16 protein-coding genes are annotated in these 14,224 nt (G+C 57.2%); 9 read left to right on the top strand and 7 right to left on the bottom strand.

The annotated features are described in order from the left end of the window. The first annotated feature begins 177 nt into the window (after positions 1-177). The 5 genes from AC2FLX_RS06675 (at position 178) to AC2FLX_RS06655 (ending at position 5,435) form a co-directional block, all read left to right on the top strand. Positions 178-1,530: a substrate-binding protein gene (locus AC2FLX_RS06675; protein WP_496809949.1), complete on the top strand. Its 1,353-nt coding sequence runs from the start codon at positions 178-180 to the stop codon at positions 1,528-1,530. 125 nt (positions 1,531-1,655) lie between these two features. Then, positions 1,656-2,687: a branched-chain amino acid ABC transporter permease gene (locus AC2FLX_RS06670; protein ID WP_496809948.1), complete on the top strand. Its 1,032-nt coding sequence runs from the start codon at positions 1,656-1,658 to the stop codon at positions 2,685-2,687. 3 nt (positions 2,688-2,690) lie between these two features. Beyond that, entirely contained in the window at positions 2,691-3,899 is a 1,209-nt protein-coding gene (locus AC2FLX_RS06665; RefSeq protein ID WP_496744603.1) for a branched-chain amino acid ABC transporter permease, read from the top strand. Between the two features lie 12 nt (positions 3,900-3,911). Continuing rightward, positions 3,912-4,667 (top strand): ABC transporter ATP-binding protein, encoded by a 756-nt coding sequence (locus AC2FLX_RS06660; protein ID WP_480749118.1) that lies wholly within the window; start codon positions 3,912-3,914, stop codon positions 4,665-4,667. Between the two features lie 12 nt (positions 4,668-4,679). Continuing rightward, positions 4,680-5,435: an ABC transporter ATP-binding protein gene (locus tag AC2FLX_RS06655; RefSeq protein ID WP_480749117.1), complete on the top strand. Its 756-nt coding sequence runs from the start codon at positions 4,680-4,682 to the stop codon at positions 5,433-5,435. A gap of 114 nt (positions 5,436-5,549) precedes the next feature. On the opposite strand, the gene AC2FLX_RS06650 is transcribed toward AC2FLX_RS06655, so the two are convergent. Beyond that, complete coding sequence (locus tag AC2FLX_RS06650) at positions 5,550-7,067, bottom strand: class I adenylate-forming enzyme family protein (protein WP_496809947.1); 1,518 nt, start codon at positions 7,065-7,067, stop codon at positions 5,550-5,552. Positions 7,068-7,220: 153 nt separating this feature from the next. Between AC2FLX_RS06650 and AC2FLX_RS06645 the strand changes: the two genes are divergently transcribed. From AC2FLX_RS06645 to aat, 4 genes are all read left to right on the top strand, one after another. Next, positions 7,221-7,757, top strand: coding sequence for a LuxR C-terminal-related transcriptional regulator (locus tag AC2FLX_RS06645; RefSeq protein ID WP_480749115.1), 537 nt, complete (start codon positions 7,221-7,223; stop codon positions 7,755-7,757). A 150-nt stretch (positions 7,758-7,907) separates the two neighbouring features. After that, positions 7,908-8,408, top strand: a complete 501-nt coding sequence (gene accB, locus AC2FLX_RS06640; protein ID WP_496809946.1) for an acetyl-CoA carboxylase biotin carboxyl carrier protein — start codon at positions 7,908-7,910, stop codon at positions 8,406-8,408. 9 nt (positions 8,409-8,417) lie between these two features. Then, complete coding sequence (gene accC, locus AC2FLX_RS06635; RefSeq protein WP_496744598.1) at positions 8,418-9,767, top strand: acetyl-CoA carboxylase biotin carboxylase subunit; 1,350 nt, start codon at positions 8,418-8,420, stop codon at positions 9,765-9,767. Positions 9,768-9,809: 42 nt separating this feature from the next. Then, a complete protein-coding gene (aat, locus tag AC2FLX_RS06630; RefSeq protein ID WP_480749111.1) occupies positions 9,810-10,442 on the top strand; it encodes a leucyl/phenylalanyl-tRNA--protein transferase in 633 nt (210 codons plus the stop codon). Here the strand turns inward: aat and AC2FLX_RS06625 are convergent. From AC2FLX_RS06625 to AC2FLX_RS06600, 6 genes are all read right to left on the bottom strand, one after another. Beyond that, a complete protein-coding gene (locus AC2FLX_RS06625; RefSeq protein WP_496744596.1) occupies positions 10,406-10,768 on the bottom strand; it encodes a DUF2155 domain-containing protein in 363 nt (120 codons plus the stop codon). The two genes, aat and AC2FLX_RS06625, sit on opposite strands and share 37 nt — an antisense overlap. Beyond that, complete coding sequence (gene mlaD / locus AC2FLX_RS06620; protein ID WP_496744594.1) at positions 10,765-11,223, bottom strand: outer membrane lipid asymmetry maintenance protein MlaD; 459 nt, start codon at positions 11,221-11,223, stop codon at positions 10,765-10,767. Before mlaD ends, AC2FLX_RS06625 begins: the two co-directional genes overlap by 4 nt. 14 nt (positions 11,224-11,237) lie before the next feature. Beyond that, entirely contained in the window at positions 11,238-11,621 is a 384-nt protein-coding gene (locus AC2FLX_RS06615) for an NADH:ubiquinone oxidoreductase subunit NDUFA12 (protein WP_480749108.1), read from the bottom strand. A gap of 79 nt (positions 11,622-11,700) precedes the next feature. Next, positions 11,701-12,060 carry a RidA family protein gene (locus AC2FLX_RS06610; RefSeq protein WP_480749107.1) on the bottom strand — a complete coding sequence of 120 codons (360 nt, stop codon included), beginning with the start codon at positions 12,058-12,060 and terminating at the stop codon, positions 11,701-11,703. 66 nt (positions 12,061-12,126) lie between these two features. Then, entirely contained in the window at positions 12,127-13,395 is a 1,269-nt protein-coding gene (gene clpX, locus AC2FLX_RS06605; protein ID WP_480749106.1) for an ATP-dependent Clp protease ATP-binding subunit ClpX, read from the bottom strand. Between the two features lie 149 nt (positions 13,396-13,544). Beyond that, a complete protein-coding gene (locus tag AC2FLX_RS06600) occupies positions 13,545-14,177 on the bottom strand; it encodes an ATP-dependent Clp protease proteolytic subunit (protein ID WP_480749105.1) in 633 nt (210 codons plus the stop codon). Positions 14,178-14,224 lie beyond the last annotated feature (47 nt).

Genomic DNA, 14,224 nt, shown 5'->3' with positions numbered 1-14,224 from the left:
TAAGATACTTTACAAGTATCACGCACATTGTGTTGATATATTTTCAGAATTATACAGCAATTAAAAGGGTTTATTGCGTGATTTTCCATATTGCCTCCATACTCGCTTTGCACATACCGTGCCCGCGCCCTGCGGAAGAGGAGCCAAGGGGCGCATACAGGGAAATGGGAGGAATGAATGTCCAATAAATCCGTTACGCGTCGTGGCGTGCTGAAATCGGGTGCCGTTGCCGGTGCCGGTGTGGCCCTGCCGACGATCTTTACCGCGTCGTCCGCATCAGCATTCACGAATGAGCCGACCGGCGGAACCGTGACGCTTGGTTTTAACGTGCCGCAAACCGGTCCTTACGCCGACGAAGGTAATGACGAGCTTTTGGCACAACAGCTTGCCGTCGAACATCTGAATGGCGAAGGAGACGGCGGATGTCTTAATACCTTCACGTCGAAGGCGCTGCAGGGCAACGGCATCCTTGGCAAGAAGGTCACATTCGTTACCGGTGATACCCAGACCAAATCGGATGCCGCGCGTGCTTCGGCCAAGTCGATGATTGAAAAGGACGGCGCCATCATGATCAACGGTGGATCGTCCTCGGGCGTGGCCGTTGCTGTGCAGGGCCTGTGTCAGGACGCCGGCGTCATGTTCATGGCTGGTCTGACCCACTCAAACGACACTACCGGCAAGGACCGCAAGAAGAACGGCTTCCGTCACTTCTTCAACGCCTATATGTCCGGTGCGGCGCTCGCACCTGTGCTGGCAAAAGAATACGGCGCCGACCGCCGCGCCTATCACCTGACTGCCGACTACACCTGGGGCTGGACCCAGCAGGAATCGATTGCAGCCGCAACCGAAGCGATGGGCTGGGAAACCGTCAACAACGTGCTAACCCCGCTGGCGGCAACGGACTTTTCGTCCTATATCGCGCCGGTTCTGAATTCGGGCGCGGACGTACTTGTTCTGAATCATTATGGCGGCAACATGGTCAACTCGCTGACCAACGCCATCCAGTTCGGCCTGCTTGACAAAATTGCCAACGGCAAGGATTTCAAGATCGTTGTTCCGCTGTATTCGGAACTGATGGCCGCAGGTGCTGGCGACAACATCAAAGGCGTTCTGGGTTCGATGAACTACAACTGGCAGCTGGACAACGAAGGTTCGAAGGCGTTTGTCAAGTCGTTCGGTGAAAAGTACGGCAAACCGCCGTCCAACTCGGCGCAGACCTGTTATGCGCAGGTTCTTCTCTATGCTGATGCCTGCGAACGCGCCGGAACATTCAACCCCTGTGGCGTGGGCGAAGCGCTCGAAGGCTTCGAGTTCGACGGGCTGGGCAACGGGAAGACGCTGTATCGTGCCGAAGACCACCAGTGCTTCAAGGACGTTCTGGTCGTGCGCGGAGCGGCAAACCCCTCCAACGCCTACGACACGCTGGAAATCGTTGAAATCACCCCGGTCGATCAAGTCACCTATGCACCGGACCATCCGATGTTTGGTGGTGCCGAGGCAACTCTGGGCGAGTGCAACGACGGCGCATAAGCGACTTTCGACCCGGACCCTGAAACAGGGTCCGGGTCTCGCGCCCTTTTCAAATTCGGACGTGCCCTGACGCCCCCTGAAACGGATGGGTGAAAGCGGCAAGACCCAAACGACGGTGGGTAACGATGGACGCATTCCTTCTGCAAATTCTCAATGGGCTGGACAAGGGATCGGCATATGCTCTGATCGCTCTGGGCCTTACGCTGATCTTCGGCACGCTGGGGGTCGTAAATTTCGCACATGGCGCGTTGTTCATGATCGGCGCCTTCTGTGCTGTTACCTTGCAAAGGCTGCTGGGCCTGTCCTATGAAATGGTCGACGAGACCCAAAAGGACTTCTTGGGCAATCCTCTCAAGATCAAGGTCCCTTATGTCGAGGGCTGGTTCGGCCCGGAGGTTGGCGCGTCGATCATCGACTGGTCCGTTCCCCTGGCCGTGCTGTTCACGATCCCGATCATGCTGTTTGTCGGCTACGCCATGGAGCGGGGCTTGATCAAACACTTCTACAAGCGCCCCCATGCCGATCAGATACTTGTGACATTCGGTCTGGCCATCGTCCTGCAGGAGATCATCAAGTATTTCTTCGGCGCTAATCCGATCCAGACACCGCCGCCCGATGCGTTGCGCGGCTCGCTGGATCTTGGTGTGATGATCGGGTTCGATCCTAACGCCATCATCTACCCGATCTGGCGGCTGATCTATTTCTGCTTTGCTGCACTGATCATCGCCGGGGTCTTCTGTTTTCTTCAGTTCACTACATTCGGCATGGTCGTCCGGGCCGGTATGGCAGACCGTGAAACCGTCGGATTGCTGGGCATCAACATCGACCGGCGGTTCACGATTATGTTTGGCGTCGCCGCCGCCGTCGCAGGACTGGCCGGGGTAATGTACGGGCCACTCAATCCACCGAACTACCACATGGGCATGGATTTTCTGGTGCTCAGCTTCGTTGTGGTCGTGGTCGGTGGCATGGGATCGCTGCCAGGCGCCGTATTGGCCGGGTTCCTGCTGGGCATTCTGGAAAGCTTTGCGTCGACCACCTGGGCCACCACCACGATACCCGGCATCAACCAGATCATCATCTATCTGGTCGCAATCATAATTCTGCTCACCCGTCCGCGGGGTCTGATGGGCCGCAAAGGCGTGATGGAGGACTAAACCATGCTGGGTCTGGACAAGAAAGATACCACCCTTCTGATCATCGTGGCCATCCTCGCTTTGTTTGCGCCACTGATCCTGAACCCCTTCCCGTCAGGCAGCGCCATGGCGCAGTTCAACGCGGGTTACCCGGACTTGATGCAGCGGTTCGTCATCTTCGGCATCTTCGCAATTGGTTTCAACATCCTGTTTGGACTGACCGGATATTTGTCGTTTGGGCACGCCGCGTTCCTGGGTATCGGATCCTATTCGGCAGTCTGGGTGTTCAAGCTGTTCACTTATAACGTGGTTCCGGCAATCGCGTTGAGTGTGATTATCGCAGGTCTGTTCTCGCTGCTGATCGGCTTTGTCAGCCTGCGCCGGTCTGGGATCTATTTCTCGATCCTGACGCTGGCCTTTGCACAGATGAGTTTTGCGCTGGCCTATTCGGTTCTGTCGAACCCGAAGTTCAACCTGACCAATGGCGAAACCGGACTGCAGGTCTATGCCAACGACCCTCAGATGTTCCACCGCGACAGCCTGCCCGATGTCCCGCATTTTTTTGGTATCGCAATGCGCGACAGCTTCTGGGAGCCGAGCATTGGAGGTTGGACCTTTACGTTCAACAACGGCTACTACCTTTGCGCCGTCATCATGATCATTGTCTTCTATCTGGCAATCCGCATCTTCCGTTCGCCCTTCGGCATCATGTTGCGTGCCGTGAAATCCAACCAGCAGCGGATGAACTATACCGGGCTGAACTCGCGCCCCTATACACTGGCGGCATTCGTGATCTCGGGAATGTATGCCGGTCTGGCCGGCGGCCTGATGGCGGCGATGGACCCACTGGCCGGCGCCGAGCGGATGCAATGGACCGCCTCGGGCGAGGTAGTGCTGATGACCATTCTCGGCGGCACCGGCACCCTGATCGGTCCGGTTCTGGGCGCAGGTTTCATCAAGTATTTCGAGAACATCTTTTCGAAGATCAACGACAACATTCTGCACGGCTGGTTCAGCTTTCTGCCGGACGGAATGGAGGATTTCATGGTCTTCATCGTACATCCTTTCATTGGCAAGGGTTGGCACCTGACACTGGGCATCCTGTTCATGCTTGTGGTTATCTTCCTGCCGGGTGGCCTCGTCGAAGGCGGTCAACGTTTGTTGAACTGGGTGCGCGGCAAGCGCTCGGGGTCTGACGACAAGACCGCACGCAAGACCGAACCCGCGGAATAAGGAGACGGAAAGATGGGTATTCTCGAAGTCAAGAACGTGGGCAAACGGTTCGGCGGCCTTCAGGCGCTGAGCGACGTGAACCTCAGTGTCAAGGAAAACACCGTCCACGCGATCATCGGGCCGAACGGAGCCGGAAAATCGACCCTGCTAAACTGCCTGGTCGGCAAGCTGATCCCGGACACAGGATCGGTCATGTTCGATGGCCAATCGGTCTTGGGTCGGGCGCCGTTCGAAATCAACCAGATGGGCATCAGCCGCGTGTTTCAGACACCCGAGATCTTTGGCGATCTTTCGGTGATGGAGAACATGCTGATCCCGATCTTCGCCATGCGCGACGGAGCCTTCCGCCTGCACGCTTATGAAACTGTCGCTAACGAGCGTGAGGTCATCAAGCAGGCCGAAGAGATGCTGGAAGAAATGGGCATGGCCGACAAGCGCCACATGCATTCGGCCTCGCTGTCGCGCGGTGACAAGCGCCGACTGGAAATCGCCATGTGCCTCAGTCAGAAACCGCGGCTGCTGTTGCTGGACGAACCCACCGCCGGGATGGCGCGTGCCGACACCAACAACACCATCGACCTGCTCAAGCAAATCAAGGACGAGCGCGACATCACCATCGCCATTATAGAACACGACATGCATGTGGTTTTTAGCCTGGCCGACCGGATTACCGTTCTGGCACAGGGCACACCATTGGTCGAGGACGACCCGCAGAACATCCGTGGCAACCCCAAGGTACGCGAAGCCTATCTGGGCGAGTCGGCGTAAGGAGGATCAGATATGAACGTCAAACCCGATTTCTCCAAAAACGCCAACGTGGCGCAGACAGCCCCGGCATTTCTGTCGGTCTGGGACATGCACTCGTACTACGGCGAAAGCTATATCGTTCAGGGCGTCAGCTTTAACGTTCACGAAGGTGAAATTCTTGCGCTGCTGGGCCGGAACGGCGCTGGCAAGACGTCAACTTTGCGCTCGATCGCGCGTGTCGGCGATCCCGAAGTTCGCCATGGCGAGATCTGGTTGGATCACAAGCCGCTGCATCGGATGACCAGCTATGAGGCCGCAGCCGCCGGTCTGGGACTTGTGCCCGAAGACCGTCGCATCATTCCTGGCCTCACGGTCGAGGAAAACCTGCAACTGGCCCAGATCGCCCCTCCAATCGGTTGGTCTCTGGATCGCCTGTATGAACTGTTCCCCCGTCTCGGCGAACGCCGCAAACAGGAAGGCGTAACCCTGTCCGGTGGTGAACAGCAAATGCTGGCGATCGCCCGCGCTCTTGCCCGAGACATCAAAGTGCTGCTTCTAGATGAACCCTATGAAGGGTTAGCCCCAGTGATCGTGGACGAGATCGAAAAGACCCTCATCCACATCAAGGAACAGGGCATGACCACCATCATCGTCGAACAGAACGCTGTCCGCGCGCTGGAACTGGCCGACCGGGCCGTCATTCTCGACACCGGTGGGATCGTATTCGACGGCACCGCGTCGGAAGTTCTGGAGAACGAGGAACTGCGTGCCGAATATCTGGCTATCTGATCAATTCTCCCCGTCGCATGGCCGGTTGGCCGTGTAGACCAACTTGGGTGCCGGTTCACATTGAGCCGGCATTTTTTTACTTTAAAGCGCGCCTTGTTTTTGAGGGGATTTTTTTCAATTTGACTTCGCCATCTGTTCCAAAAGCTTGCGCAGTTCGGTTTTCAGGACTTTGCCATAATTGTTCTTGGGCAGTTCGCTGAGGGAGTAATAGGCCTTTGGCCGCTTGAACCGCGCGATGTTGTCACGGCATAGAAGGTCCAACTCGTCCGGATGAGCATCGCCCACGATGAAGGCGACAACTTCTTCGCCCCAATCCGGATGCGACCGTCCGACAACCGACGCTTCGGAGACCTTGGGGTGAGACAGCAGCACCTCTTCGACCTCTCTTGGATAGACGTTCGAGCCGCCCGAAATGATCAGGTCCTTGGATCGATCCTGAAGCGTGACATACCCGTCTTCGTCCATGTAACCCATGTCGCCGGTTAGCAGCCAACCATTCACGAGCGTCTTTGCCGTGGCCTCGGGGTTTTGCCAATAACCCGGCATAACAACATCGCCGCGAACCATGATCTCGCCATGACTTCCAGGCGGCAGCGCATTGCCATCCGCATCGCCGATGCATACTTCGACAGTCGATTGCGCACGCCCGACGCTGGCCAGCCGTTCTTTCCAACGGAAATGGGTACGGTCCGTCACGTTGTCCCGCGACAGCGCGGTGATCCCCATCGGGCATTCCCCCTGACCGTAGATCTGTACGAAGACCGGCCCGAAATGCGCGACAGCTTCAGTGATGTCGGCCAGATACATAGGCCCGCCCGCATAGACGATGGTTCGTAGCCCGGTTCCTGTTTCCCCCATGCTTTTCGCGACGTCGGTCATGCGTTTGACCATCGTCGGCGCGGCAAACAACTGGATTCGATCAAAATGGCGGGCAAGGTCAAAGATTTCCGCCTCATCAAACCCGCCTGATCCGGGGCAAACGTGGCGCGCGCCGGCAAGCACATGCACCATGCTGTAAAGACCCGCGCCATGACTCATCGGGGCGGCATAGAGGATGGCATCTTTCCCTGAAACCTTGTCGACATCGGCCCTGTAGGTCAGCGAAACGGCCATCAGCATGCGGTGCGTGATCATCACCCCCTTGGGCTTACCTGTGGTTCCCGAGGTGTAAAACAACCAGGCCAAATCATGCGGCGAGCGATGTGCCACCTCGGCAATCGGCTCGTGTTCCATCGCCGATGAATAATCCGCACTGGAAATATCGATGACACGGCCTTGCACATCTGCCTCCAGCAAAGCCTCGGTCAGACCGGGAGAGGTGAACGTAATGCCGGTACCGGAATTTCCCAGGATATAAGCCACCTCACGCCCATGCAGTTTGGCATTGACCGGCACGGCCGCCGCACCGGCATACCAGATCGCGTATTTGGCAATCAGGTAGTCCGGACAATTCTTCATAAAGATCGCAACCCGGTCGCCAGGCCTGATCCCCTGACTCAGCAACCAGCCCGCCAATCGTGCTGCGCGGTCATGAAACTCCTGATAGCTGGCCACCCTGTCCCGCCCCAGATAAAGTGCTGGCCGCGATCCGCTAATTTGTGCCTGGCGCGCAAGCCAAAGACCAATATTCATTCCCACCCTCCCACAACATCACCGAACCCGAAGGCGATCGGCTGCGGTGTTTTCGCCGTGATCTCGCCGCTTGCCCATTCCGATAGTTGCAAAATCCTAGTCATCCAAACCTTTTCGCTTCAATTCCGTAGAAATACCCGTCACCATGAATACATGAGCGACGCCGCCTTTGAATATGCCCCGATCGGCCTGGTCGAATTGGAAAACCGGGTCATCCGGCGCTGCAATCTGCAGTTTGCCCGCATGTTTGGCGGCGGGGAAGAACAATATCGTAACATGCCACTGCTGCACCTGTATCCGTCGGTTGCCGATTGGGAAAGGATCGGCGCACGTGGCCTGCAGGTGATGAAGGAAACCGGTTATTATACTGACGAACGTGTCATGCGTAGGCGCAATGGCGATCTGTTCTGGTGCCGCGCACGTGGTCGCTCGTTGACCCCGGATGATCCGTTCCGTCACAGTATCTGGAGTTTTTCTGACATATCCGAAGAGCGCCCGATCGTGGAATTAACCACCCGAGAGCGCGAAGTTGCGATCTTGTCCTGCCGTGGCCTGTCCGCCAAGGAAATTGGCGCTGAGCTTGGACTCAGCTATCGCACTATCGAGGCGCACCGAGCGCGACTTTTGGAGAAATTTGGTGCGCGCAAATTGCCGGAACTGGTCGCGAAGATGTCTGGCATGCCTCTTTGAGGCCCTCGGCCACTGGTATTCTTTGAGGTTTTCCCCCATCTATCGGCCCATACGGCGCTTTTCATGGCTGATTTCATGGCCTATAACGCCGGGTAATTTACCAGAGCCCGCAAGAACAGACGGGCCAAAGGGGAACCGTCGAGGACACTCATGACAGACAACAAACACGAAGCGGACGTGGCGTTCATCAAGGCTCTGGCCGAGTTGCTGCGTGAAAACGATCTGACCGAGCTACAGGTCAAGCGTGAATACGGCGAAGAGGACAGCCTGAATGTTCGCGTCAGCCGCGTTACACAGACCGTGGCCGCGCCGGTTCAGATCGCGGCACCCTCGCACGCTCCGGCAGCAGCACCTGTTGCGGTACCGACCGCCGCATCTGCCGCGGCACCGGCGCCCGCCGAAGACCCGGCCAGCCACCCCGGCGCGGTGACCTCGCCCATGGTCGGAACTGTTTATCTGCAAGCCGAGCCCGGGGCGGCACCTTTCGTGTCTGTTGGGGCCAGTGTATCCGAGGGCGACACTCTTCTGATCGTCGAAGCCATGAAGACCATGAACCACATCCACGCTCCCAAGTCTGGAACCGTCAAGCGCATACTCGTGGGCGATGGCGATGCGGTCGAGTTCGGCACGCCCCTGGTCATTGTCGAGTAAGGGTGCGGGATGTTTGACAAAATCCTGATTGCCAACCGAGGCGAGATCGCCCTGCGCGTAATCCGCGCCGCGCGCGAGATGGGGATTGCGACGGTCGCCGTGCATTCCACCGCCGACAGCGATGCAATGCATGTGCGTATGGCCGACGAATCCGTCTGTATTGGCCCGCCCCCCAGTCCGAAAAGCTATCTGTCAATGCCCGCCATCATCTCGGCCTGCGAGATTACCGGCGCTCAGGCAATCCACCCCGGATACGGCTTTCTATCTGAAAACGCGGATTTCGTTCAGATCGTCGAAGATCACGGTATCACATTTATCGGCCCCACCGCCGAACATATCCGGATCATGGGCGACAAAATCACCGCCAAGGACACGATGAAGGCCCTGGGTGTGCCCTGCGTGCCCGGTTCGGATGGTGGCGTTCCCGACCTGGAGACTGCGAAAAGGATTGGTGAAGAGATCGGGTATCCGGTCATTATCAAAGCCACCGCTGGCGGCGGCGGGCGCGGCATGAAAGTGGCGAAGACCGCCGCTGAAATGGAAAGCGCATTCCTGACCGCGCGGGCCGAAGGCAAGGCCGCTTTTGGCAATGACGAAGTCTATATCGAAAAATACCTGACCACGCCGCGCCATATCGAAATTCAGGTCTTTGGCGACGGCAAGGGCAACGCGGTTCATCTGGCCGAACGAGACTGCTCGCTGCAACGTCGCCACCAGAAAGTTTTTGAAGAGGCCCCCGGCCCTTGTATCTCGCCGCAAGAACGCACGAGGATCGGCAAAGTCTGCGCGGACGCCGTGGCCAAGATTAATTATATCGGCGCAGGTACCATCGAGTTTCTCTATGAAAAGGGCGAGTTCTACTTCATCGAGATGAACACCCGCCTTCAGGTCGAACATCCCGTTACTGAAGGCATCTTTGGGGTCGATCTGGTGCGCGAACAGATCCTTGTTGCGGCAGGAGAACCGATGTCGTTTGGCCAGAACGATCTGAAGATCAATGGCCACGCCATCGAAGTGCGGATCAATGCCGAAAAATTACCGAATTTCTCGCCCTGTCCGGGCAAGATCACAGCCTATCACGCCCCCGGCGGTCTGGGTGTGCGGATGGATTCGGCGCTTTATAACGGGTATTCGATCCCACCCTACTACGACTCGCTGATTGGCAAACTGATCGTACAGGGGCGTGACCGGGACGAAGCTCTGGCCCGTCTTCAACGCGCTCTGGGCGAACTGATCGTGGACGGTGTGGACACGACCGTTCCCCTGTTCCACGCCCTGCTGCAGGAGCCGGACATCCACAGCGGCGACTATAACATCCACTGGCTGGAACACTGGCTTGCGGAGAATTTGGCCCAATAGCAAAACAGGTCGGGCGACTCGTCCGACCTTGGGGCATCCGTCATGAGCCTGTCGCCAGAACTTTTGTTGCATGGCTATTCCATCGGAATTTTTCCGATGGCCGAACATCGCGACGACCCGGAACTGTTCTGGGTCGATCCGCAGCACCGCGGTGTATTCCCGCTGGACGGGTTTCACATCTCACGCTCACTCGCACGTCGCATCCGTCGGGCGGACTATCGGGTCACCATCAATCAGGACTTTCAAGGTGTGATCGAGGGTTGCGCAGATCGGGCAGAAACCTGGATCAACGCCGAACTGAGGCACCTCTACCAATCGTTGTTTCAACGCGGCCATGCCCACTCGGTCGAAGTGTGGCAGGATGAGCGGCTGATGGGCGGTGTCTATGGCGTGGTTCTCGGAGCAGCTTTTTTTGGTGAAAGCATGTTTTCTCGCCGCGAAGACGCATCAAAAATTGCACTGGCCTATCTGGTCGATCGTCTGCGACAGACGGGTTACAAACTGTTTGACACTCAGTTCCTGACCGCCCATCTTGCCTCGCTCGGGGCAATCGAAGTTCCGCGCGCGCAATACCGACGCGAACTGAAGGAAGCGATTGAGGGCAAAGCTAACTTTGCCGCCGAGATCGAGCAGACCCCTCAGGGGGTCATACAACGGATAACCCAGACATCGTAACGCGCATGATCCAGCGCGTTCAATGCGGGTGACGTTGCAATCATCCAACCATCGAACAACTCGTCGGATTTCTCCTGTTCCCATATGGTGAGATAGGCGAAAGCGTCGCCCGTGGGATTGTCCGGAGGATACCGGCAATCGCCAAGCGCGACTTCCAATCCAAAAACCGGCGTCGTTTCACCTGACGCCACTTTCACGTCGATAGTCTGACCGTTTACCTTGTCCAAGCCGCGTAAAATGGCACCGGTACCAGAGGTTACCGCTTCCTGCGTCAGTGCTCCGCCGCAGCATGAAAAGGCAAGGATTAGGGCAGTCGCACGGATCACTCGGAACTGCTCCCATCTCCGGCGACGAATTTGACGAGCAGGGAAATCAGGCTGACCGCGCCTTGCGTGTCCTCGACTTCGTCGCCCGGTTCAAAGAAAAATGGCGAGCCGCCAGGCATCACCTCGACAAAGTTGCCCCCCAACAGCCCTTCGGAGGAAATCACAACCGCACTGTCGTCGGGGATTTGAATGCCGTCGGCGACAGAAAAAAGCGTATCCGCGCGATAGCTTTCCGGGTTCAGCACCACATCCGTTACGGTACCGATCTTGACCCCGGCCAAGCGGACATCGGTGCCAACGGTCACTCCTTCGAGCGAACGGAAGGATGCGCCCAACTCGTAACCGGAGCGGTTTTGCGACAGCCCCGCCGACTGGCTGGCATAGACACCGAATGCGACCGCAAAGGCCAGTACGACCCCGCCGACCACGACTTCGGTCATGTTGTGGCTAGACATTGCTCTGCCTCTTCCTATTCCGGGCTCCACGCCTCATAGTCGCTGCGTTTGATCGGATCGGGACGGCGAAGCGAACCGGCCGGCGCATAGGCCAGTGCCGAACCGGTCATGTTTTCCTGGTGCGGTTTTTCCCAGGATTTGTGTGCAAGTGGCTTGTCGGTCGGCGGCTCGTCCCAGGTCCGGTGCAGCCAGCCGTGCCAATTCGGGTCGATCCGGCTGGCCTCGGCCTCGCCGTTGAAGATCACCCAGCGCTTGCTGTCATCGGCATTGCGATAAAACACGTTGCCCTGGTCATCCTCGCCAACCTTGACGCCCTTGCGCGCAGTATAGATTTGCGTGTTCAGGGTCGCACCGTTCCACCATGTTACGGCTTTCAGAAGAGTATTCAGGATTCCCATCGGCTGCCTCCGGAATTTTGTCCTTGGCAGGTATGGACCAAAGGCGCGCCAAGGTCCAGTGCGACAAAGGCCGCAAACCTCATTCCGGCAGAACTGCGGTGACTTCAATTTCGATACGGTATTTCGGGTCGATCAACCCACATTCGATCATGGTCGCAGCTGGCGGATTTTCGCCAAACGTTTCCGCCAGAATGGGCCAACACGGCGCGAACTCGTGACGGTCGGACAGCATGTAGGTCACGCGTACAACGTTATCGAAGGTGGCTCCCCCCTCGGCGAGCGCCTTTTCAATGATGCCCAACGCCGATCGGCATTGTTCGACAATCGTCTCACCCTGCCCAACCGTGCCAGCCACATGAATAAAGCCGCCCGCCACCACCGCGCGGCAATAACCGACTTTCGCTTCGAACTCGCCCCCGGATGAAATGCGTTTGATCACTTTGATTACCTCACAAGAAAACGGCGCGGATCAATCCGCGCCGTTGAAGCTGTTGTATCCGGCAGATCAACCGGCAGAGGCCGATTCCTTACCCGCGTCTGCATAGATGATCAGCGGCTGCGCGTCGGAGGTCACGGCCTCTTCGTTCACCACGACCTTTGTCACATTTTTCATGCCCGGCAGTTCAAACATGGTGTCCAGCAGGATGTCTTCGAGGATCGAGCGCAGCCCGCGCGCGCCGGTCTTGCGCTGGATTGCCCGTTTGGCGATGGCCTTGAGCGCGTCATCGGTGAAATCAAGCTCGGCAGCTTCCAGTTCGAACAGGCGTTGGTATTGCTTGACCAATGCGTTCTTGGGTTGAGTGAGGATTGTCACCAGAGCATCTTCGTCCAGATCTTCCAGTGTCGCAAGAACCGGGAGGCGACCGACAAATTCCGGAATCAGTCCGAATTTCAGCAGGTCTTCGGGCTCCAGATCCTTAAATATCTCGCCTACACCGCGCTCATCATTGTCACGCACATCGGCACCGAACCCCATCGCGGACCCCTTGCCACGCTGCGCAATGATCCGGTCAAGACCAGCAAATGCGCCGCCGCAGATGAACAGGATGTTGGTCGTATCCACTTGCAGGAATTCCTGTTGCGGATGCTTGCGCCCGCCCTGCGGCGGAACGGAGGCCACAGTGCCCTCCATCAGCTTCAGCAATGCCTGCTGAACACCCTCGCCCGACACGTCGCGTGTAATCGAGGGGTTTTCGGACTTGCGGGTGATCTTGTCGACCTCATCGATATAGACGATGCCGCGCTGCGCGCGCTCGACATTGTACTCGGATGCCTGCAACAGCTTGAGAATGATGTTCTCGACGTCCTCACCTACATAACCGGCCTCGGTCAGCGTTGTGGCGTCGGCCATAGTGAAGGGCACATCCAGAATGCGCGCCAACGTTTGAGCCAACAGCGTTTTGCCACAACCCGTCGGACCAATCAGGAGGATGTTGGATTTTGCCAACTCGATATCCCCGCCCGACTTCTGAGCGTGGTTCAAACGCTTGTAATGATTGTGAACCGCGACCGACAGCACGCGTTTAGCAGTGGTTTGTCCGATTACATAGTCATCCAGGACTTCACAGATATCCTTTGGTGTTGGCACACCGTCGGTGGATTTCAGGCCGCTTGCTTTTGTTTCCTCGCGGATGATGTCCATGCAGAGTTCGACACACTCATCACAGATGAACACGGTCGGTCCTGCGATCAGTTTGCGCACCTCGTGCTGGCTTTTGCCGCAGAAGCTGCAGTAAAGCGTGTTTTTGCCGTCACCGCCTGAATTCGTCGCCATGATTTACCTTTCGGGCTCCGTCTTTGCCACCCTGTCCAAGGGCGGCGCTCTGCTGCGTGTGTACCCAGCTTAGGCCAGCACACCGACCGCTACAATCTCAAATTGCCACCCCGCGCCGCTGATGGCCTGAGGTTTGGCGAAATGCCGTGTCAGGCTTCGTCATCGCCTGCCTTGGCACGGTTTTCGACGATTTCGTCGATGTGCCCCCATTCTTTGGCTTCTTCCGGCGACATGAAATTGTCGCGGTCCAGCGCCTTTTCAACCGCTTTTTTGGTTTGTCCGGTGTGCTTTACGTAAATGTCATAAAGCCTGTCTTTGAGTTTTTGCGTCTCGGCGGCATGGATCATGATGTCACTAGCCTGTCCTTGATATCCGCCCGATGGCTGATGTACCATGATGCGGCTATTGGGCAGCGAGAACCGCATTCCCTTCTCCCCGCCAGCCAGCAGAACCGACCCCATCGAAGCGGCCTGACCGATGACCAATGTTGAACATTTCGGTTTGATATACTGCATTGTATCGTAAATGGACAAACCACTGGTCACAACGCCGCCGGGAGAATTGATGTAGATCGAGATCTCTTTGTTCGGGTTTTCCGCTTCAAGATGAAGCAATTGCGCCACCACCAGATGACTCATGCCGTCATGGATGGGGCCATTGATAAAAATGATCCGCTCCTTGAGCAGGCGAGAAAAGATGTCATAGGCCCGCTCGCCGCGGCTGGTTTGCTCGACGACCATGGGGACGAGGGTGTTCATGTAGGTGTCAACTGGATCGAACATAGAAACCTGCCTGCTCTTTGCGATTGGATCGGGACCGTACCCGACAA

It is taken from the genome of Ruegeria sp. YKSF57, from assembly GCF_059612585.1.
Note: the sequence above shows the minus strand (reverse complement) of the source record. Positions and strands in the feature narration are given on the sequence as shown.